Origin of the sequence: Amycolatopsis orientalis, from assembly GCF_000943515.2 — a bacterium.
GTDB classification, from domain to species: domain Bacteria; phylum Actinomycetota; class Actinomycetes; order Mycobacteriales; family Pseudonocardiaceae; genus Amycolatopsis; species Amycolatopsis orientalis.
In genome coordinates this window covers 2,468,090-2,487,522 of record NZ_CP016174.1, presented here as the reverse complement: position 1 = coordinate 2,487,522, position 19,433 = coordinate 2,468,090, and the positions used below count along the sequence as shown (strand labels likewise).

The window sequence follows — 19,433 nt, the reverse complement described above, 5'->3', positions numbered from 1 at the left end:
CTCACGCAGGTCACAAGAGTTCGGCGTCAGAGTGCGCGGTTGGTGTTTTCCAAAAGCCGCACCAACCCGCCGCCGCTCGCCGCGTGGATGTACTCGGTGCCGTCGTCGTCGGTGTTGGTGAAGGTGACCACCCGCCCATGCCCGGTGAGGTCCACGGCGGTGATCGGGACGCTCCTGGAACGTCCGCGCGCGTCGGTGACCGCCGTATACATCTGATGGGTCGCGTCGCGGGGGGCGTGCATGAGATCGGCGATCAGGTCCCGGTCCGGGTCGCCCGCCTCTGGTTCGGGATGAGCGAGCGGGCTGCGGCCCGCCACTACCGGCCGCGCGGGTGGTGTGCGCGGCACCGACAGGTTCCGGATCTCCGCGGAGTCGGCTGGGGGCAGCACCTCCACCAGATCCGCCGCTAAAGAGCGGTGATCCGGCAGCGGTTGGAGGATCACCGCGTCGTCGTCGACCAACACCCGCACCGCATCACGGTCACGGACGCCGGTGAAAAACCCGCCCCCGTCACGTTTGCTCGCCGATGGGTAGGCGGTCCACCCGTAAAACTCCCGATCCGCCCCGGCCACCACGCGCAAAGTGTCGAGGAGGAGCGGGTTCACCCGCCGGCCACGCGCTAACCGCTGCTCGGACAGGAGTTCCCAGGTGCCCGCGTCGATCCGCTCCGCCGTCCCCTCGGGCATGTAGTACGCGCCGTTCGTACCGAAGACCGGGTGCAGGGCTCCAAGCGCGTCCGCGTGCCACTGCCACACCGTCAAGAGGGCGAGTTTCGGCAGCACGAGCGGCGCGTCGATCAGTGCCATGGCTTCGATGTTTCCTTGCCGTGTCAAGGGAATCTAGTTGGTACCGATGGTCGGCGGGACGACCGTGTACCCGGTTTCGGGGTCGATATCGGTGACCTCCACCGGGGCTTCGTCGAGCCCGTATTTACGGGCATACTCGGTGTCCTCGCTCTTACCGCCTCGCGCGCCGGGTGCCATCGCGCCACCAGGCGCGCCCGGGGCCCCGGTCAACCGGGAACCAGCCCGCCCGGACTCAGCTCCGCCTGCACCACCCAGGACGCCCGCGCCGCTACCGCGACCCGCACCCGGAATACCACCCACTCCACCGGCGCGCCCACCAGGCCCGCCCGTGGAGCCCGGCGCGCCCGGCAGGACACCGGCACCGATCCCTGTCCCGGTCTCGCCTCGCCCGATGCTCGGACCGTTCGGGCCTGACAGGCCATCGCGTGCCCCGGGTTGGTAACCAGACGTGCTGGTGTGCTCACCGCCCAGATCAGCCCCGACCTGGGGACCGCTGCCGGGGATGACCTGTCCGGATGTGTGACCGGGAGGCGGGGACGGAGTGAACCCGGAATTACCCGCATTGCCGCCGTGTTCGACGTCACCGCGACCACTCACACCCGGCGCTGAAGGGCGCGCTGGGGGTGGGGTAACACGGTCCTTGGGTGGCGGCTCCAGCGTGATATCCGCGCCGTCATAAAATCCAAGCTGCCCATAATCGCCTTGCAAACCGCGCTGGGTTTGCTTGAGCTGGCTTTCATACCCCTTATAGACCGCAAGGTTGAAATCCGCTTTCTCGTTGTACTTCTTGATTGCTTTCTCAGTGTCAGTGTCCCACGGCGAAATCACATCTCCGAAACTCTTGTCCGGGCGCGGAGGCATCTTCTGCAAGGTGGCTTGGGTGTGCTCGAAACCCGACGCCGCCGTAAGTACCGACTGCTGGTTCCGTGCCATCGACCGGTCCGCTGAATCCGCGACCGCGTAGAGCTTGTGGATACGTTCCCGCGCGGCGTCCGCACCCCTGCCAGACCAGGAAGACTCCAAGCCGGTGATAATCGCTTGCAGTGAAGCGGCGTGCTCACCCTGCCCCTTGGCCGCCCGTTCGGCTTGCCCTGCGGCTTCGTGCCAGGGACTGGAACTGCCCGCGTGCACCTTCGCGACGAACTCAGGAACCGGCACCGGCTGGGCACCCACATCACCGGTCAGCAGTTTCCCGGCCCACCCCACCACACCCCCCAACACGCCACCCATGGACTTACCCAAGCCGGACAAGGCTCTCCCGGCGCCCTCGATACGATCAGAAAGCCAACTCACTTCAGACCCCCGCCTTCGCCCGAAGGCTCGTCATGACCAAATCCGCGACGATATTGGCCGAATCGCATGGATTCTTCTTGCCTTGCGAGGTGAGGCCCAGGAAATTGGATATTTCAACGGTGGTGTTATCGGTCACCCCAATACTGATCTGACAAAATTTGTCGGGCGAGCCGCCGGAAGGGGACACGTAGGCGACGGCGGGGAAACCCTGCAAGGAAGCGATGGGCTTCCACACCTCAGCCTTCGGCTTGACATTCTCATATATCGCGCTCAACCCGCCAGGCAACTTCAGCGCATATCGCATGATCACCTGCCCGGTGGTGACCGTATTGAACCACTCACAACCTGGTCCAATCGAATCCGCATCCTTGCGTTCAGTTTCCGAAGGCTTTCCCACGGCCTTGAGGATTTGGTCCGCGTTAAGGGTGTCCGCGCACGGGTCACCCGCGAAAATGGACTCCGGCAGCGGCGTCGACACTTTCGGCGCACCCCCATACGGCAAAGTTTGCTCTGGCGCGACACTTGACTTCATTGAGGAAACAGGAGGCGTGACACCACCGCCCGAGCAGGCGGCGACCGCAACCGCCGTCGCCATGCCGAGTGCGATAGCCAGACAGTGCCGCCGCATTAGTTCGCTCCTTCTTCAACGCCCTGCAGGGCATTCCGGGCATCCTGTTCATTTCCCGCCGTGCGCCCCAGTGCCGTATTCAGTCGCCTTACGAGTTCTTCGAGATAAAGTATCTCGAGGCGAACATGGCCGGCCCCGTAGGCAAACGCTCCAGGCTGCCCACCACTCCAAGTCGCCGCTTTCGTAAAACCGACACTCACCGGGTCATCCGCGGCGGACTTCATCCGCTCCAGCGACTCGGTAATACTCTGATCGTTCCGCAATCGCCGCAAAACCTCTGTCGCGTCTTTGACCATTTTTTCGGCGTGGTCGCGGTCAAGCTGGAACCCGGGGCCGTGTGCGGCTTGCTGAACTTGGGCGTTCGCCCAGCTTTCCCTGCCTCGCGCCCGGTTGACGTTAACGTCGACCAAGTCGTCGGTAACCCAGAAATTCATCCCGGCTAGCCATGCACTTGTTTCGGTCACGCGCCCACCCCTCGAACCCCTCGCCCTGGTGCGTTGCGGTGCTGATCGGTGCGGCCTATATGGTCGCGCCGATCAGAGTAGCGGATCGCTCACCCCGCGTGAACGACCAAGGGGGCTGCAGTCCACTACCGACGAGTACCTTTTTGCCAGGGACAACACAGCGTGACACCAGCCTGGCAGGGTTTAGCACGAGCGTTCGTTTCGCTCACCATGACAGGCGAACAACGGTGCCGTTCCGCTCACCGGTGGTCATGGTCGCGTTTGCGGGAACGGAAAAGCGCCCTCGCTTCTCTGCGGCGGCGTGCGGCAGGAGAGCACGCCACAGCTTATAAGGTGTAAGCCATGCCGCCGGAACCGATCTTCGAAGCCGCCTCGATACTGGGCGCACGCATTCGCGCACGCCGGGGCGAACTGGGGATCAGCCAAGAAAATTTGGATGCCCGCACCGGGGTGCACTGGAGCTACCTCGGGCAAGTGGAACGTGGCCAACGAAACCCGAGCTTGCGAAATATCTTGCGGATAGCGGCGGGGCTGGAGATGGACCCGGGCGACCTGATGCGTGGCATGCCCGCCCCACCCTCGGAAGACGACGGGAACGAGCCGCCTGCGCGGCGTCCGCGCCAGAGCTGATCGGCCCATCCGATCCACCCACCCGGCCTAACCCGGTGATCGGCTCCACCGATCGGCTTGACCGATCACCACTCGCCCGGATGCTCTACACAGCGTCTTATCGCGGCTACGCTGGGGAGCATGTCCAGGCTTATAAGCCGCAAAGCGCTACGCCGGTGAACACCAGCGGGTCGGGTGATCGCCTGATCGACCCGGCGCTCTGGGATGACCCGGTGATGCGCCACGCCCTGCGCGTCCGCGATATCGGCGCCGTGTTCGCCCTGCTCAAACGGCACGGAGTGAGCCAGCGGAGGATTTCGTCTCTCACGGGTCAGTCTCAGTCTGAGGTCTCGGAGATCGTCAACGGCCGCCAGGTCATGGCCTATGACGTACTGCACCGCATCGCGGCGGGACTGGGTGTGCCGCGTGGGTTGATGGGACTCGCCTACACCCCCGACACTGAGGTGAGCGTGGCTCTGTCCGCCTCTCCTCGGGCCACGCAGGAGGTGACCCCTGTGCCCGACCGTAGGGAATTTTTGGGCGTACTCGCCAAGGTGGCAGTGGGTGCCGCGCTCACCACGGCTGACCTGGCGTTCCTGTCCACCCCCGCCCAAGCGACCCCGGCACCTGCGCGGGTGGGGGAAACCGAGCTGCGGCAAGTGCACGAGCTGGCCAGGATGCTCTGGGTCCAGGAAAAAGCGCTCGGGGGTGGCGCGGTACGGGAAGCGGCGCTGTCCCAAGTGGCGTGGGTGCGGGCGCTGCTACGGGCAAGCCATCCGGACAAGATCACCCAGCAGCTGTACACCGTGCTGGCTGACTTGTCCTCGCTCGCCGGGTGGGCGTCGCACGACATGGGGATGCCCGGCGACGCTTTGCGCCATCTGCTGCATTCGATGGCGGCGGCGTCGGAGGCTGGGGACCCGATGCGCGCGGCGCTGGCGATGGAGCAGGTAGCGCGCGTGCATCTTCAGCTGAAACAGCCCGGTGAAGCCCTCAAAACCTTGCAGCTGGCGGCGTTGTCGGCAGACCGCTCCGGTAACCCGCAAGCGCGGGCGCTGACATTGGCGACCACGGCCCGCGCCTACGCCGACCTGGGACAACTCCCGCATGCGCTCGACACCCTCACCAAGGCCGAAGACGCGCTGGTGTCCGATTCGCCGGCTGACCTGGTGTTACCAGACCCGCGGGGCTTCGACCGCGCCGCTTTGGAGTCCGACACCGGCCGCGTGCTCGCCATCGCCGCCCGAGTCGATCGTGTCCACGCGCCCCGCGCGGTGGAAGCGCTCGCGGCCTACACCGCCACCGCTGACGCAGTGCGGCTCAAGCGGCGTGCTGTGTCGAATGCGCAGCTTTCGGCGGTGCTGTTTCACACCGGGCAGACCGCCGACGCTGTCACGGCGGGCCACGACGCGCTCGTGCTCGCGTCCTCGATCCGATCGGCGCGGGTACTCGATCACCTCGACACGGTACGAGGCGAGGCGCTCCGCCTGCCTCGCGACCGTGACGCGGCCGAGCTCGCTCGGAATATCACCGCCGCACACGGCTGAATTACTCACGAGCGGCCTGGAGAAGGCGCCGGAACCGAGTGGTCCAGCTGACGACGTCAACCTCGGAGACCTGGGCGCGATCATAGGTGACGTCGATGGTGAGGCGACCGTCCACAGTGGTCACGAAGACCAGCGGTGTCGGGCCGGGAGCCGTGGTGAAGAACCGGATCGAGGTGACACCGAGGCCCTCGGGCGGGTCGAGCCGCCCGAGGTTGGAGATCGCGAGCGACGCGGGCGTGAACGCGCCTTGGGCACCTGGCCCGCAGAAGACCATGGCGAACCGCCGCTGGGGAACCTCGCCGGCGAGCGCCGAACGCACCTGCGACAGGAGTTGCCTGCCGAAGCCGACCGGATCGGCGGGGCCGGTCAGCACGGCGGGAAGATCACCGATGCAGTTCAGCCCGGCATCCGGTCGCACTGGCCGCGCCAGCCGGCGCCGCAGGTCGACCGACGACGTCACGAGCAGCGGGAGCGGGCCCAGTTCGAGCTCGGCGTACAGTGCCGCGGTCAGGATCCCACCCAGCAGAGCGTGTACCGACAACCCCGTGCGCCGGGCCGCAGTGATCAAGCCGGTGGTGGTCGTCCATCCGAACAGGACAGTGCGCACGCCGTACCCCGTCGCGTCCGTCCGACCTGCAGGGAGCCTGGCCACCAGCGGCGGCGGTTCGGGCAAGTCGTCGAAACGGTGATAACGGCCCCGCAATCGGACGTCCAGCGGCTGTTCGAGCGGACGGGCCGGGCCTGGACCCACCGATCGGCCGGCGGCCAGCTCCCGATAGTGGCTCAACAGCCGATCGAGCATCGTGACACAGAACCGGCCGTCCGCGAAGGCGTGATCGACGCCCAGCACCACCTCGGCCCCGGACAGCAGCGCCCGCGCGACTCCGGGCCGAAGGGCGGTGATCTCGCTGAGCAGGTCACCGCCCACGACGAGTTCGGGTCCGTGGTTCCCGACGTGGAGCCGATCGCCGACCACTTTCCCGCGCAGCAAAGGATTTTCCGTCGCGAGGATCTCCAGTGCGTCGGCGAGGATCCGCGCGTCGACCGTCCCGCTGACGCGCGCGATCGCGAACACCGGGCCGACTCCCGACCCGGCCAAACCCTTCTCGCTGGCGGACAATGCGCGTTCCATGATCAGCGGCGGACGACCTCCGGGCACAGGGCGAGCAGATCGGCGGGCTCGCGCAAGACCGCGTCCGGGCCTGCCTGAAGGAGTTCGGCCTCGTCCGTCTCGCCCCACAACGCGGCCACCGCGAAGGTCTCGGCCGCTTTCGCGCTGGCCAGATCGGTCACCGCGTCGCCGACCATCATCGCGTCTTCCGGGCCGAGATCGAGCCGGTCGAGTGCGTGCCGGACGATGTCCGGCGCCGGTTTGGGGTTGGCGACCTCGTCGGAGCCGATGACGTACTCGAACTCCGGGAGCAACCCCACCACGTCCAGCAGCGACCGCGCGCGGGGGCCGCTCTTGCCGGTCGCGACCGCGAGACGCAGACCGCGTTCCCGCAACGTCCGCAGGAGGCCGGGTACACCGTCGAAGACCGGCACCTGGTCCGCGAGCCGGTAGCTCTCGCGGACGAACGGCTCCTCCATCTCCAGCGGCAGGCCCATGATCCGCATGATGTCGGGGAAATAGCGGCCCAGATGGCGGTTGTACTCGGCGAAAGGTGCCTCACCCGGGCCGACCACCTCACGGTAAGCGGTCGAGAAGGCCTGCCGCATGACGTCGAAGCTGTTCACCAGCACCCCGTCGAGGTCGAAGATCACCCCGAGCGGGGGAAGCCGATCGGTCACTGCCGCCACCGCGTCCAACGACTTGCTCCTCTCACACATAGACGGCTGCCGACGCGTAACAGCGCTCGATGGCATCGACGGTCCAGGCGGCATCCTGGATCGCCTGGCCACGGCAGGTGGGATCGGCGAGCCGATCCGGAATCAGGTCGAGCTGCCTGCGGTACTCCGCCCCGATCGGCTCGGCCGCCACCGGGACTCGCTCGCTCTTGCCGCCCCGGAGATGAGTCAGCACAGGGCCGCCCACGCGGTCGGTACTGAAACCGAAGGTGCACGAAAGTGTTGCTGTGCCTTCACTCCCCTCGACCCGGATGGTCGTCGTGTCGACCGGTTCGTGCGACGCCCAGCCGGCGCGCAGCGACACCGACACGCCATCCTCGGTGACCAGGAATCCGCGCGCGGTGTCCTCGACGTCGCCAAGCGTTCCTCCACCGAGGTCCGCCCGCCAGGTGACCCGGTGACGCTCGTCGTGGAGGAAGTCCGCGGACAACGTCCCCGCCGCTTGAGCGACGGCGCTCCCGCCCAGCAGCGGCGAGACGGTATCCAGCAGATGCCAGCCGAGGTCGATCAGCGCGCCGCCACCGGAGAGTCCTCGCTGGGTGAACCAACCACCCGGCACACCGCCCGCCCGCACCCAGCCGAGATCGACGTGCCTGATCCGGCCGAGGCGACCGGCGACCTCGTACAGAGCGCGGATGTCCGCCCGGTACCGCGCGGCACTCCCGCCGAGCAACACGGTGCCGCCATCGCGCTCCGCCTGCCTCAGCCTGTCCGCTTCCGCCGTACTCAGGCAGATGGGCTTCTCCACGAACGTCGGGATTCCCTTGGCCAGCAAAGCACAAGCGAGCTCGCAGTGCAGGTGATTCGGCGCGGCCACGACGGCCAAGTCCACTTCGGATGGTGTGAGCACGGCAATGCCGGAACTCACCCCCAGGCGGCCGGAATCCAGGCCGTCCCTGGCGGCGTGGTCGGGATCGACCACCGCGGTCAGTTCGAACGCCGGATGATCAGCGAGCTGGGGCAGCCAGATCGACTTGGCCGCCACGCCGAGCCCCACCAACGCGACGCGGATCGTCACAGCAGCCCGGCCAGAATCGACGCGATGTCCCGCATTTGCTGCTCGGTGCCCAGAAGGACCCGATGGTGCAACCAGACGCAGTCCGTGCTCAAGGCCTCGGAATTCGGGCAGGCACGGGCGATCTGCTCGGGCGTCGTTTCGGGCGCGCCGGTCTCCCAGAATGCCCTCGTCCGGTAGATCGCACGAAAGGCGACGAACGCGGGTATGCCGTGTTCGACCAGTGCGGCGACGACCTCCGCGCGGCGCTGTTCGGTGATCCCGGGAATCCGGAACATCGCCATGTAGTGCGGGTTCCGGTCACAACGGCCGTCTCGCGACTGCGGCACCACGCCGGGGACCTCGGCGAGGGCGGCGGACAGGACCGGCCAGCGCCGTTCACGAAGGTCGATCTGCTCCCCCAGCCTGGTCAGCTGGGCACGAAGCATCGCCGCGGTGAACTCGGTGACCCGGAAGTTCGATCCGGACGTCGCGTGGAAATACCCTCGATCGTCGCGCGGACGGCCACAGCTGTGCCGCAGGAATGCCTCCTCGTACTGTTCGCGGTCTTCGAACAGCACCGCGCCGCCCTCGCCCGCGGTCATCAGCTTGCCGTTCTGGAAGCTGAACGCCGCCATCGAACCCAGCTCTCCGACGCGTTTCCCCTGCCACCGCCCGCCATGCGCGTGCGCGGCGTCCTGGAGCAACGGGACACCGGAGTCGGCGGACAGTTTCGCCAACGCGTCCATGTCCGCGAACTGGCCGCCCATGTGCACCGGCATGATCACGCGAGTCTTCGGGCCGATCGCGGCCTCGACCGCGGCGGGGTCGAGACAGTAGGTGTCCGGGTCGACGTCGACCGGGATCACGGTCGCCCCCAGCCGCTGCGCGGCCTGCGACGAGGAGATGAAGGTGAACGCGGGGACGATGACCTCGGTGCCGCAGCGGGCTCCGAGCACTTCAAGGCCCAACTCCAGCGCGTGGGTACCGGTCGTCACCGCCAACGCGTGCGCCGCTCCGTGGTACTCGGCGAACTCGGCCTCGAAGGCGTCGACTTCACTACCCGCGATCCGCCACCATTGGCCTTGTTCCAACGCTCGGATCAGCCCGGTACGTTCTTCGTCGCCGTACCTGGGCCATGCCGGGAATTCCAATTCCATGGTCTCGATCCTCATTCCGCCCGACCTGATCGACTCGTCCGAAGCTACCGATACCGGCACCCCCACCCAACCCCCTAGTAATCCCCTTAAACCCCCTTACCGGCCGCTGTGGGCCCAAGTCGCCGCCATAATCGTCTTCGTGACCGGAATACTGCTGATCAATGGCCCCAATCTCGGCATACTCGGCCGGCGCGAACCAAGTGTCTACGGCACGGACACCCTCACGGACATCGAAACCGCCGTCAGCGAGGAGGTGGCCGAGTCCGGCTGGAAAGTCCTTTCCTATCAACATGACTGCGAAGGCGAGCTGGTCCGCGCGGTCCAGGACAATTACGACACCGCGGGCGCGATCATCAATCCCGGCGCGCTGATGATCCACGGCTGGAGCCTGCGTGACGCGCTCGCGAACTATCCGCGACCTTGGATCGAAGTGCATCTGTCGAATATTTGGGCACGGGAGTCGTTTCGGCACGAATCGGTGCTCGCTCCGCTCGCCTGCGGCATGATCGCCGGCTTGGGATCGTTCGGCTACCGGCTGGCGGCCAAGGCATTGCTGGAGAAGGCGGATCCGGACGGGAGATGACGGAAGACCAGGTCGTGCGTGCCGCCCTTGGGCACGGGACGTCCGTTGCCGCTTTTCGGCGACGGCTCAGAACGGTGGCGGTTCGTCGGCTGCCGGGCGGGGTTCGTGGAGGGACGGCGGTGTGCTGTCGTAGCGCTGCCCGGTGGGGGTGGTGATCGTGAGAGTGCCTTCAGTGGCGAGGTGGTAGGTCCAGCCGGGTTCGTCTTTCAGCCGGTGGTCGCGGCGGCAGAGGTCGATGAGGTCGGTGTCGGTGGTGTGCCCGCCGTGCTGCCACGGCACCGCATGATCGAGATCGCACGCCTGCGCCGGACGATGACAGCCGGGTCTTCGGCACTCACGATCCCGCACCCGCACGAACTCCGCCAAACCCGCGCTCGGCCGGTACCGGTCCCGGCCCAGATCCAGAACCTGCCCGGACAACGGATCAGTGACGATCCGCCGCAGCACACTGTTCTCACCGGCGGCGATATGCCGAGCCAGCGCGGCGGGGATCGTGCCGTGCCCGGCCAGTTCCGCCGGATCATTATTCAGCCCAAGGTACGTGTACAGATCCATGTAAAGGAACACTTCGCTGCGTTCGCTCGTGCCCCCTTGGCCGCCGAGCAGCAGATCGAGGGCTACATCCGCCCGCAACTGGTCGAGAGCGGGGGGTTCCTCCTTGGTCTTGAGAGCCCGCGCTTCACGATCGATCCGCTGATAAGCAGCGGCGACCTTCTCCACCGGCCCATCCTCGACCTCGATGGAGGCGACCCCGGTCTCACCATGCCGCAACGTGAGACGACGCCCCTCCCGATGCCGCTCGGCCCGTTTACCGGCACCGTCGGGGTCGATGGTGTTCGCCGCATGGTTGGCCGCCTTCCGGACTTGATCCGGGTTCTTCTCCGCGATCCGCTCTTCCAGCAACGCGTCGACCGCACGAGCGTCCCCGTCGGAGAGCCACGCGGTAGCCGTCGCGACCTTCATCGCGCTGAACCCGGCGAGTTTCCCTTCATCCATCAGATTCAACGTGCGGGGCAGGCACGTGGTCAGCGCGTCCGCGGCGGCGACCATTGCACCCGCGTGATTGTCCGTGACAGACAACGCGAACGCGACCTCCTGCACCACACTCCGCACGCCCTCACGATGACGGTTCAACTGCGCCAACACCCGGAACCGGACCGCCTCCAGGCGCGCGATCCCGGCCGACGCGGCCTGCGCCAACGCGACGGAATCCTTGTCGTCCAACACAATCGCGGCATCGTTCACCGCGGCCAGCACCTCGGGATCGGTGAGGCCTTCCAAGAGCGCCACAGGCGCGGAATGAGTATCCACCCCACGAACCTACGACCCACCACCGACAATTCCCGGCCCCACGAACGGCAGACGCATTGCCAATTTTCGGCAACGCACACCTTGCCACCGGCAAGACTCGACCTCACAAGCAACCGGCTCCCCGCGAGCATCAAGCCGCAGCACGCACCCACAGGAAGTAGAAGAGCTCATGCGGCGCCTCGCACGGGAACACGCCGGCGATCTCCAGCCCGGAGGCCGCGATCATCGGCCGGAACACCTCGGGATCCGAAGCCGCCCAGCATTCTTGAAGCAGGACGCTGCCGCCGGGCGCGAGACGGACGCCCACCTGGTCATAGAAGCGCTCATGGATTTCCCAGTCCTTGTCCGCGTAGACCAGCTCGGGCTTGATCCGCCGGAACGTCTCGACGTCTTCGGCGGGCGCGGTGGTCACGTTCATATGCGGCGGATTGCCAACGATCAGGTCCCACTCACTGTCGGCAGGCACCTTGTCGAAGCAATCGCTGTGGAACACAGACACGCGGTCGTCGAGACCGTTGGCCGCCACGGTCGCCCTGGCGGCGAGCACCGCTTCCTCGTTCACGTCGCTCAGCTCGAGCTTCTCGCACAATCCCGCACCCAGCAGGGAAAAGCCGATGAACGCCGGTCCGCAGCACCATTCCAGCAGTCGCGGCACCTTGCCGAACCGCGACGCGACGAAGGGCACGTAGGCCCGGCCGAAGTCGCTGCCGCCGCCGTCGAGGTGATCCGCGTAGCGGACATCCACGCCTTCGCAGTCGACGGTCTCGTACGTGCCGTTAATCGTCATGGACCCAGCCCTCCGGTATGCGAATTCAAGCCTCCAGGCCGCCCATCGGCGCCAGCGGCCGCACTTCGACGACGTTCAGCTTCGCGTCGGGGATCTCCGCCGCGATTTCGATCGCGCGATCCGGACCGGTGCACTCGACGACGTAGTAGCCGCCGAGGTACTCGTCCGAGTCGGTCAGCGGACCGGCGGTGACTTCCCTCCTACCCTCGCGCACTCGGACCGCGTGCGCTTGCGTCCGGTCGGCGAGCGGACCGCCGTAGCAGTGTTCGCCGGAGGTCTTGATCTTCTCGGTGAAGGCCAGATACTCCGCGAGGAATTCCTCCTTGTCCGCCTGTGCCAACGTCTTCCAGCGATCGGCGCTGGTGTGGATCAGCAGCATGAACCTCATGCCGTGGTGGCTCCTTTCAACCGAGCACGCCGGCAAGCCAGCGGGAAAGCTCACCCGGCGCCGGACGCCCGCGCCAGGCGAGATGCGCGTCCGGACGGATCAACAGGACATCGCGCAAAATCCCGTTCGCCGGTGTCAGCGACACAACGTCCTTGTCCCCCAAAACAACTGCCGCAGCGGCAAAGCTCTCGGCGGCGTCCGGCCCGCCGAGCACCGCCCATCTCCCTTGAAGCGCCTCGTGCAACCGAACGGTCATCCCGTCGTCGTCGCGACACAGGATGTCCGGCACACGTTCGCCAGGCTTCAGCCCGGGTCCGAAGCGGCGCTGTGGAGGTGCGGCGAGCGGGCCGCCGCGGTAATGCACACCGAGCTGGGACGCGTTCCGCCACAGGAGGTTCTGCACTCCTCGGGTGTTCATCAACGGCATCACGACACGATCGCGCAGCTGAGCGGTGAACTTGTTCTCGGCCAGCACCAGCCTCGTCACGAAATCGGTGCCCGCGAGGACGCCCCGGGCGACCGGGCGGCGTTCGGCCTCATAGCTGTCGAGAAGTCGTACACCGGCGCGACCCGCGATCACCGACGCGAGCTTCCAGGCCAGGTTCTCGGCGTCGCCGAGCCCGGTGTTCATCCCCTGCCCGCCGAACGGGTGGTGGATGGCGACGGCGTCCCCGGCGAGCAGTCCCCGGCCCTTGCGGTAGGTGTCCGCGAGCCTGCGGTGGATGCGGAAGGTCGAGAGCCACTCGACCTCCCGGATCCCCGTTTCCCGGTACGGGGTGCAGCTGCCTAGCTGCCGCTTGACGAGCGAAAGGATGTCGTCCTGGCTCAGCTCGCCCTCGGTGTCTGATGGGGACGGTCCCATCAGCCGCCAGCGGTCTTCACCCGGGAGCGGGCAGACGCTGATCATGTCCCCGCCGTGCGACCAGCTGCCCATCACCTGCCGATCCAGCCGCCAATCGGCCCGGACGTCGGCGATCAGGAAATGATCCGCGACCGGCACACCGGGGAAGCCGATTCCGGACAGCTTGCGGACCCGGCTGTGCGCGCCGTCGCAGCCGACCAGCCAGCCGGCCCGCACGGATTCCAGCCCGTCCGGGCCGCGCAACGTCACCGTGACCCCGGCGGAATCCGCCGCGTAGTCGACCAGCTCCTGTCCCCAGCCCGGCCGCACCCCAAGGCCGGCCAACCGCTCGCGTAACGCGCCTTCGACCTCGACCTGGGACACGAGCAGCGGCGAGCGTCCGGACGCGGCACCCATGCGGTCCATCGGCATGGTCGAGATCAGTTTCCCCCCGACGTACATCCTGACCTCGCGCAACGGGATCACCTGGTCGGGCAGGTCGGCGAGCGCGCCGAGCCGGATCAGGACCTCGACCCCGCGCGGTTGCACACCGAGCGCCCGGGAGGTACCGATCGGGCCGTCCGCGCGGTCCACCACCCGCACGGGAATCCCCTTGGCCCGCAACCCGCACGCCAGTGCGAGACCGGTGGGCCCGGCACCCGCGATCAGCACGGCGGGCTCGGTCATGCGCGCGCCGCCGCGACCTCGGCCCGGTCAGCCGCGTCCAGCTCCGGATAGACCGGGCAGCCGAACACCGGCTGAAACGGCGCGAAGGTGCGCCAAGCCGGGTTGGCCCGCAGAGCCTGCGCGATCGGATTGTGTTCGCTCCAGAAGTCGCCGCCGAGCAGGCGCACCATGTACATCTCGAGCTTTTCGCGCTCCGCCACCGTGCTCGCCTCGGCGACCGCGCTGATCAGCTCGCTCTGATAGAAGGCGAAGATGAGCCGGACGTAGGTGTCGTACCCGGTCTTGAAGAAGTTCGCGTAGTCGTCGGTGAGCGCCCGCTCCGCGCGGGGATCGGCCAGCACACGGGTGATCGTGTCGGCGGCCCGCGCCGCGGTCACCATCGCGACGAGGGTCCCGCCCGAGAACATGGGATCGCCGAAGCAGCCGGCGTCCCCGGCCATGAGCCAGCCTGGACCTGCCACCTCGTCGGTGTGGTAGCTGTAGTCGGTCTCCACCCGCAACTCCGTCGACGGCCTGGTCCCGGTCAGCCGTTCGACGATCCGGGGAACCCGGGCGACGTGCTCGGCGAAGACGTCTTCCTTCGCGCCTTCGCGGAACACCGCCCGCGGCATCACCGTGCCGACACTGACCTTGTCCCCGGACAACGGGATGGCCCACACCCAGCCGTCGGCGTGACTGCCGATCTGGATGTCGCCCTCGTGTCCGGGGTTGTACCGCTCGTCCAATCCCTCGTAATGCCGGAAGATCGCGACCATCCGCAGGCCGTCCGTCGTCTTCCGGAGCCCGAACCGGTTCGCGATCGTGCCCGCCCGCCCGCTCGCGTCGACCACGAACGAGGCGCTGATCTCGTGCTCGCCGCCCCCGTGGCGGTAGCGGACGCCGGTGATCCGGTCGCCCGTCATGACCAGTTCCCGCACCGACGCGCCGGTGATCACCTCGGCGCCGTTCGCCCGTGCCTTCTCCAGCAGCACCTGGTCGAAATGCGCGCGCTCGACCTGAAAGGTCTCGCTGTGCCTGCCCTCGCCCTGTTTGGAGAAATCGGCGCGGTAGACACCCGGGGTGATGAACTTCGTCCCGGTGGGATCGATGAACTCACCGCCACGTTTGACCACGTATCCCTGTTTCCCGACCGCGTCGAGGAGATCGAGCCGCTCCAGCAGGCCGATCATGTACGGCAGCATCGATTCCCCGATGTGGAACCGCGGGAATTCCTGCCGCTCCAGCACCGCGACGGAATGGCCGTGGTCGGCGAGCGCGGCCGCGCAGACCGATCCCGCCGGTCCGCCGCCGATCACGATGACGTCGAATGCCTTGTCCGCCATGGATTTCCTTCCTGGAGCCGGATTGTTCCCGAATCTAGGCCTGGCAGGCGGGGGCGACAACGTGATCACGACGGGGATGGTTCCACCGGGATGTAACCCGAAACCCATTTCCGGGCCGATGGGCGGAGAGTGGAAGGTCTTCCCTGCCTCGGCGAACAAGACCGCACCTACCGTGACGTCCGTGACTGGTGATCGGGTGACGGACCGGCTGACGGTGCTTGGCGCGGGCGTGATGGGCGCCGGTATCGCGACTTTGGTGCTGGGAAAAGGTTTTCCGGTGCGGCTGATCGACATCGACCGAGCCGCGCTGGACAGGGCACGACGGGATATCGAGGCCCAACTGCGGATGGCGCGGCTGATGGGCGTGAGCGACGGTGACACCGGCCGACTGTCGATGAGCACCGTCACCGCCGACGCCGCGGGGTCGACCGCCGTCATCGAAGCGATCACCGAACGCGCGGACCTCAAAGCCGAAGCGCTGCGCGAAGCAACCCGCATAGTGCGCCCAGGCACGCCGCTGGTGTCCAACACGTCGTCGATCCCGATCGCCGAGCTGGCCGCCGTCCTCGACCGCCCGGAAGACCTCGCCGGTACGCATTTCATGAATCCGGCGTACCTCATCGGCACTGTGGAAGTGGTCCGGGCGGCCGGAACCGCGCAAGTGACGATGGACGCGGTGACCGGGCTGCTTACCGCGCTCGGCCGGGTACCGGTGGTCGTCGGCGACGCGCCCGGGTTCGTGACCAGCCGCATCCTGCATCCGATGCTCAATGCCGCAGCCCGCGTCGTGCAGGCGGGCACGGCCACCGCGGAAGCGGTCGACACGCTGATGCGCGACTGCCTCGGGCATCGCACCGGCCCGCTGCGCACCGCGGATCTGATCGGCCTGGACAACCTGGTCGACTCGCTCACGGTGCTGCACGCCCGGACCGGAGACGAAGACTGCCTGCCCTGCGACCTGCTGCTGTCCAAGGTCCGCGAAGGCAGCCTCGGACGGAAAAGCGGCCGTGGATTCTTCGACTACCAGGAGGCGATGCCATGACCGTGTCCACTGTCGAGCAGGATTTGTTGAGCTATCTGGAATCCCGCACCAAGTCCAGCTGGGAGCCCGACCGCGATCTGTTCACCGCGGGCGGGCTGTCCTCGCTGTTCGCCATGGAACTGGTGGTGCATATCGAGCAGGTCTTCGACGTGGTGATCGCCGGTGCCGACCTGCGGCTGGACAACTTCCGCACGGTGCACGCGATGACGGCCCTGGTGAACCGGCTACGGGAAAACCATGCCGGCTGACCCGCTCGCACGAGCCACGGCACTGATCACCGAACTGGTCGAAGGCCGCGCCGAGGAGTGGGACCAGGCCGGGCTTCTGCCCTCGGACCTGCTCGGCAAACTCGGTCCGGTGCTGTGCGCGCAGGTCGCCACCGAACACGGTGGACTTGGGCTGAGCAGCCGTGACAACGGCGAACTCACCGCGCACACCGGCAGCCTCTGCGGTTCGGTCCGCAGTGTCATGACGTCTCAGGGGATGGCGGCGTGGACGATCCAGCGGCTGGGCGACCCGGCGCAGCGCGCTCGCCTGCTGCCGAGGCTCACCGGCGGGGAACTCGCCGCCGTGGCGTTCAGTGAACCCGGCGCGGGCAGTGATCTCTCGGCGATGACGACTCGGATCCACGACGACGGCGGCAGCGTGGTACTCGCCGGCCGCAAGGTGTGGGTGACCGGCGGGCACTACGCCGACCTCATCGTGGTGTTCGGCCGGTACGGCGACGGAGGCGCCGCCGTGGTCGTCCCCGCGAACGCGCCGGGGGTGCGGGTGCGCCGCATCCCCGATCCGCTCGGCTGCCGGGCCGCCGGGCACGCGGAGGTGGAACTCGATTCGGTGCGGCTGCCCGCGGACAGTCTGCTCGGCGGTGCCGGGCAATCACTCTCACTCCTGGTCACGTCGGCCTTGACGTACGGCAGGCTGTCCGTCGCGTGGGGTTGTGCCGGAATGCTCCGGGGCTGCCTCGCGGCCGCGACGAGCCACGCGCGATCACGCTCCCAGTTCGGCAAACCCCTCGCCGACCATCAGCTGGTTTCCGGGCATCTCGGCAGGCTGCTGATCGCCGAACAGGTCAGCGCGCGGGTCTGTGAGCACGCCAGCGATCACTGGGATTCCGGATCACCGGATGTGGTGATGACGACGGTCCTGGCCAAGCACGTCAGCGCGGTCAACGCGGCCGCCGGCGCGTCGACGGCGGCGCAGGTACTGGCCTCGGCCGGTGCGCACGCCGGAAGTCCGGTGGCGCGGGCCTACCGGGACGCGAAGCTCATGGAAATCATCGAAGGCACCAACGAGTTGTGCCTGGTCATGCTCGCCGGGCACGCGCTGAGCGGGGCCAGTCGGTGACCGGCGACGTGAAGTGTCTCGTCTGGGACCTGGACGACACACTGTGGCAAGGAACCCTGAGCGAAGGTGACCACGTCACGCTGCCGGATCAGGTCCGCGCGACGGTCGTGGAACTGGACGCGCGCGGCATCCTGCAGTCGGTCGCCAGCAAGAACGATCACGATCGGGCGTGGGAACGCCTGGTGGAGCTCGACATCGCCGGGTACTTCGTGCTCCCCCAGATCGGCTGGGGCGCCAAGTCCGGCGCGCTGCGCAGGATCGCGGACAGGCTGGGTTTCGCAGATCACACGATCGCCTTTATCGACGACCAGCCCGCCGAGCGCGCCGAGGTCGCCTTCCACCTACCCGACATCCGGTGTTACCCCGCGGACCAGGCCACCGCGCTGGTCCGGCTGCCCGAATTCAGCCCGTCGGTGATCACCGTCGACTCCAGGCGGCGCAGACTGCTGTACCAGGCCGGGTTCCAGCGTGAAGCCGAGCGCGCCGACTTCCCCGGACCGGACGCCGATTTCCTGAAGTCGCTGTCCCTGGTGATGCGAATCGGCCCGGCCACCGAAGAGGATCTGTCCCGGGTGTCCGAACTGACCGCCCGGACCAGCCAGATGAACGCGACCGGTGTCGTCTATTCCCAGCGGACGCTGCGCGAACTGCTCGCGGCTCCCGATCACGACGTGCTGGTGGTCAGCATGTCCGACCGGTTCGGCCCGCACGGCGCGATCGGCATCGTCCTGCTTCAACGGCATCCGCTGTCGTGGCACCTCAAGCTGCTCGCCACCTCGTGCCGGGTGGTCTCGTTCGGGGCGGGCAGCGCGCTGCTGTCGTGGCTGGCCTGCCGCGCCGCGGCGGCGGACGTCCATCTGGTGGCCGACTTCCGGCGGACCGGGCGCAACCGGATGATGGAGATCGCCTACCGGTTCGCCGGGTTCGACGATCTCCCTCGCCACGGCTGTTCCTGCGCCGGCTCGTTCGACGAGCCTTCCGATGTGCGGCGGATGCACTTGAAACCGGTTGCCCGACCGCAAACCGAGACCATCCAGATCTTGTCGGCGGCACTGGAACGGAATGGACATGGGTGAGCAGATCGGCACCACCGATCGCCTGATCGAATATGTCAGACGGGTCTCCTTGCGCGAGGACGAGATTCTCCGCGATCTGCGCGCGGAGACGGCGCGGCTTCCGGCAGGCCGTCATCTTCAGGTGATGCCCGAGGAGGGACAGTTTCTGGGGATGCTCGTCGGCCTCCTCGCGGCGAAACGAGTCTTGGAGATCGGCACCTTCACCGGCTACAGCACCTTGAGCATGGCCCGCGCGCTCCCCCCTGGCGGCCGGGTCGTCACCTGCGACGTCAGTGCGAAATGGCCGGCGATCGCCGAACCCTTCTGGCAGCGCGCGGGGGTGGCCGACCGCATCGAGGTCCGCGTCGGCGACGCCATCGAGACCTTGGCCGGGCTTCGCACCGAACAGGGCGGCGGCCGGTTCGATCTGGTTTTCATAGACGCCGATAAGGTGAATTATCCTTGGTATTACGAGGAAGCAATGCTTCTCACCCGTCCGGATGGCTTGATCGTCATCGACAACACGCTGTTCCTCGGCAAGGTCGCCGATCCGGACTCGAACGACGAGGACACGCTCGCGATTCGCAAGCTCAACAGCATGCTCCGTGACGACGACCGGGTCGAACTCTCCCTGATCGTGATGGCCGACGGAATCACGCTGGCCAGGAAAAAGTGATGTCCGGCGGAAAAGGAATATCCGACTGCCGGACAACCGGCGACC

The 19,433-nt window shown here is 67.2% G+C and carries 21 protein-coding genes; 8 read left to right on the top strand and 13 right to left on the bottom strand.

Going from position 1 to position 19,433, the window contains the following annotated elements:
• Nucleotides 1-26 precede the first annotated feature (26 nt).
• From SD37_RS10970 to SD37_RS42585, 4 genes are read right to left on the bottom strand one after another with little or no spacing between them, the layout of a single operon-like run.
• Entirely contained in the window at nt 27-806 is a 780-nt protein-coding gene (locus SD37_RS10970) for an ESX secretion-associated protein EspG (RefSeq protein ID WP_052675178.1), read from the bottom strand.
• Nucleotides 807-839: 33 nt separating this feature from the next.
• On the bottom strand, nt 840-2,057 hold the full coding sequence (locus tag SD37_RS42590; protein ID WP_236725337.1) for a WXG100 family type VII secretion target: 1,218 nt from the start codon (nt 2,055-2,057) through the stop codon (nt 840-842).
• A gap of 43 nt (nt 2,058-2,100) precedes the next feature.
• Nucleotides 2,101-2,694 (bottom strand): DUF3558 domain-containing protein, encoded by a 594-nt coding sequence (locus tag SD37_RS10965; protein WP_167369631.1) that lies wholly within the window; start codon nt 2,692-2,694, stop codon nt 2,101-2,103.
• Nucleotides 2,695-2,726: 32 nt separating this feature from the next.
• Nucleotides 2,727-3,191 carry a hypothetical protein gene (locus SD37_RS42585; RefSeq protein ID WP_145926597.1) on the bottom strand — a complete coding sequence of 155 codons (465 nt, stop codon included), beginning with the start codon at nt 3,189-3,191 and terminating at the stop codon, nt 2,727-2,729.
• Between the two features lie 342 nt (nt 3,192-3,533).
• On the opposite strand from SD37_RS42585, the gene SD37_RS41915 reads away from it, so the two are divergent.
• Nucleotides 3,534-3,821, top strand: coding sequence for a helix-turn-helix domain-containing protein (locus SD37_RS41915; RefSeq protein WP_083254941.1), 288 nt, complete (start codon nt 3,534-3,536; stop codon nt 3,819-3,821).
• Between the two features lie 35 nt (nt 3,822-3,856).
• Nucleotides 3,857-5,347: a helix-turn-helix domain-containing protein gene (locus SD37_RS10960; protein ID WP_145926596.1), complete on the top strand. Its 1,491-nt coding sequence runs from the start codon at nt 3,857-3,859 to the stop codon at nt 5,345-5,347.
• 1 nt (nt 5,348) lies between these two features.
• Here SD37_RS10960 and SD37_RS10955 read toward each other — a convergent pair whose 3' ends face one another.
• Genes SD37_RS10955 through SD37_RS10940 form a run of 4 tightly spaced genes read right to left on the bottom strand, consistent with a single transcriptional unit; the run spans nt 5,349 to nt 9,349 of the window.
• The gene (locus tag SD37_RS10955; RefSeq protein ID WP_236725336.1) at nt 5,349-6,467 is read right to left on the bottom strand and encodes a phthiocerol/phthiodiolone dimycocerosyl transferase family protein; all 1,119 of its coding nucleotides are present in this window, start codon (nt 6,465-6,467) and stop codon (nt 5,349-5,351) included.
• A gap of 14 nt (nt 6,468-6,481) precedes the next feature.
• Nucleotides 6,482-7,138, bottom strand: coding sequence for an HAD-IA family hydrolase (locus SD37_RS10950; RefSeq protein ID WP_083254940.1), 657 nt, complete (start codon nt 7,136-7,138; stop codon nt 6,482-6,484).
• 31 nt (nt 7,139-7,169) lie between these two features.
• Entirely contained in the window at nt 7,170-8,213 is a 1,044-nt protein-coding gene (locus tag SD37_RS10945; protein ID WP_044856714.1) for a Gfo/Idh/MocA family protein, read from the bottom strand.
• Nucleotides 8,210-9,349, bottom strand: a complete 1,140-nt coding sequence (locus tag SD37_RS10940) for a DegT/DnrJ/EryC1/StrS family aminotransferase (RefSeq protein ID WP_236725335.1) — start codon at nt 9,347-9,349, stop codon at nt 8,210-8,212. The genes SD37_RS10945 and SD37_RS10940 overlap by 4 nt, the downstream gene beginning before the upstream one ends.
• Before the next feature lie 139 nt (nt 9,350-9,488).
• Here SD37_RS10940 and SD37_RS10935 point away from each other — a divergent pair, with 139 nt between their 5' ends.
• Nucleotides 9,489-9,932, top strand: a complete 444-nt coding sequence (locus SD37_RS10935; protein ID WP_044856716.1) for a type II 3-dehydroquinate dehydratase — start codon at nt 9,489-9,491, stop codon at nt 9,930-9,932.
• A 66-nt stretch (nt 9,933-9,998) separates the two neighbouring features.
• On the opposite strand, the gene SD37_RS10930 is transcribed toward SD37_RS10935, so the two are convergent.
• The 5 genes from SD37_RS10930 to SD37_RS10910 form a co-directional block, all read right to left on the bottom strand.
• On the bottom strand, nt 9,999-11,222 hold the full coding sequence (locus SD37_RS10930) for an HNH endonuclease signature motif containing protein (protein ID WP_044856717.1): 1,224 nt from the start codon (nt 11,220-11,222) through the stop codon (nt 9,999-10,001).
• Nucleotides 11,223-11,373: 151 nt separating this feature from the next.
• Nucleotides 11,374-12,030: a methyltransferase gene (locus SD37_RS10925; protein ID WP_044856718.1), complete on the bottom strand. Its 657-nt coding sequence runs from the start codon at nt 12,028-12,030 to the stop codon at nt 11,374-11,376.
• 25 nt (nt 12,031-12,055) lie between these two features.
• Entirely contained in the window at nt 12,056-12,418 is a 363-nt protein-coding gene (locus tag SD37_RS10920; protein ID WP_044856719.1) for a YciI family protein, read from the bottom strand.
• 16 nt (nt 12,419-12,434) lie between these two features.
• On the bottom strand, nt 12,435-13,946 hold the full coding sequence (locus tag SD37_RS10915) for an FAD-dependent monooxygenase (protein ID WP_065912794.1): 1,512 nt from the start codon (nt 13,944-13,946) through the stop codon (nt 12,435-12,437).
• The gene (locus SD37_RS10910; RefSeq protein ID WP_044856721.1) at nt 13,943-15,268 is read right to left on the bottom strand and encodes an NAD(P)/FAD-dependent oxidoreductase; all 1,326 of its coding nucleotides are present in this window, start codon (nt 15,266-15,268) and stop codon (nt 13,943-13,945) included. The genes SD37_RS10915 and SD37_RS10910 overlap by 4 nt, the downstream gene beginning before the upstream one ends.
• 196 nt (nt 15,269-15,464) lie before the next feature.
• On the opposite strand from SD37_RS10910, the gene SD37_RS10905 reads away from it, so the two are divergent.
• From SD37_RS10905 to SD37_RS10885, 5 genes are read left to right on the top strand one after another with little or no spacing between them, the layout of a single operon-like run.
• Entirely contained in the window at nt 15,465-16,310 is an 846-nt protein-coding gene (locus SD37_RS10905; RefSeq protein WP_044856722.1) for a 3-hydroxyacyl-CoA dehydrogenase family protein, read from the top strand.
• On the top strand, nt 16,307-16,558 hold the full coding sequence (locus tag SD37_RS10900; protein WP_044856723.1) for an acyl carrier protein: 252 nt from the start codon (nt 16,307-16,309) through the stop codon (nt 16,556-16,558). The genes SD37_RS10905 and SD37_RS10900 overlap by 4 nt, the downstream gene beginning before the upstream one ends.
• A complete protein-coding gene (locus SD37_RS10895) occupies nt 16,548-17,657 on the top strand; it encodes an acyl-CoA dehydrogenase family protein (protein ID WP_044856724.1) in 1,110 nt (369 codons plus the stop codon). The genes SD37_RS10900 and SD37_RS10895 overlap by 11 nt, the downstream gene beginning before the upstream one ends.
• Complete coding sequence (locus SD37_RS10890) at nt 17,654-18,733, top strand: HAD-IIIC family phosphatase (protein WP_174567831.1); 1,080 nt, start codon at nt 17,654-17,656, stop codon at nt 18,731-18,733. Before SD37_RS10895 ends, SD37_RS10890 begins: the two co-directional genes overlap by 4 nt.
• Complete coding sequence (locus SD37_RS10885; RefSeq protein ID WP_044856725.1) at nt 18,726-19,388, top strand: O-methyltransferase; 663 nt, start codon at nt 18,726-18,728, stop codon at nt 19,386-19,388. The genes SD37_RS10890 and SD37_RS10885 overlap by 8 nt, the downstream gene beginning before the upstream one ends.
• The last annotated feature ends 45 nt before the right edge of the window (nt 19,389-19,433 follow it).

Bases quoted from the DNA above. Each gene is read 5' to 3' on its own strand.
- SD37_RS10970 (WP_052675178.1), bottom strand. From the start codon at position 806: ATGGCACTGATCGACGCGCCGCTCGTGCTGCCGAAACTCGCCCTCTTG.
- SD37_RS10965 (WP_167369631.1), bottom strand. From the start codon at position 2,694: ATGGCGACGGCGGTTGCGGTCGCCGCCTGCTCGGGCGGTGGTGTCACG.
- SD37_RS10910 (WP_044856721.1), bottom strand. From the start codon at position 15,268: ATGGCGGACAAGGCATTCGACGTCATCGTGATCGGCGGCGGACCGGCG.
- SD37_RS41915 (WP_083254941.1), top strand. From the start codon at position 3,534: ATGCCGCCGGAACCGATCTTCGAAGCCGCCTCGATACTGGGCGCACGC.
- SD37_RS10940 (WP_236725335.1), bottom strand. From the start codon at position 9,349: ATGGAATTGGAATTCCCGGCATGGCCCAGGTACGGCGACGAAGAACGT.
- SD37_RS10920 (WP_044856719.1), bottom strand. From the start codon at position 12,418: ATGAGGTTCATGCTGCTGATCCACACCAGCGCCGATCGCTGGAAGACG.
- SD37_RS10900 (WP_044856723.1), top strand. From the start codon at position 16,307: ATGACCGTGTCCACTGTCGAGCAGGATTTGTTGAGCTATCTGGAATCC.
- SD37_RS10885 (WP_044856725.1), top strand. From the start codon at position 18,726: ATGGGTGAGCAGATCGGCACCACCGATCGCCTGATCGAATATGTCAGA.
- SD37_RS10925 (WP_044856718.1), bottom strand. From the start codon at position 12,030: ATGACGATTAACGGCACGTACGAGACCGTCGACTGCGAAGGCGTGGAT.
- SD37_RS10915 (WP_065912794.1), bottom strand. From the start codon at position 13,946: ATGACCGAGCCCGCCGTGCTGATCGCGGGTGCCGGGCCCACCGGTCTC.
- SD37_RS10895 (WP_044856724.1), top strand. From the start codon at position 16,548: ATGCCGGCTGACCCGCTCGCACGAGCCACGGCACTGATCACCGAACTG.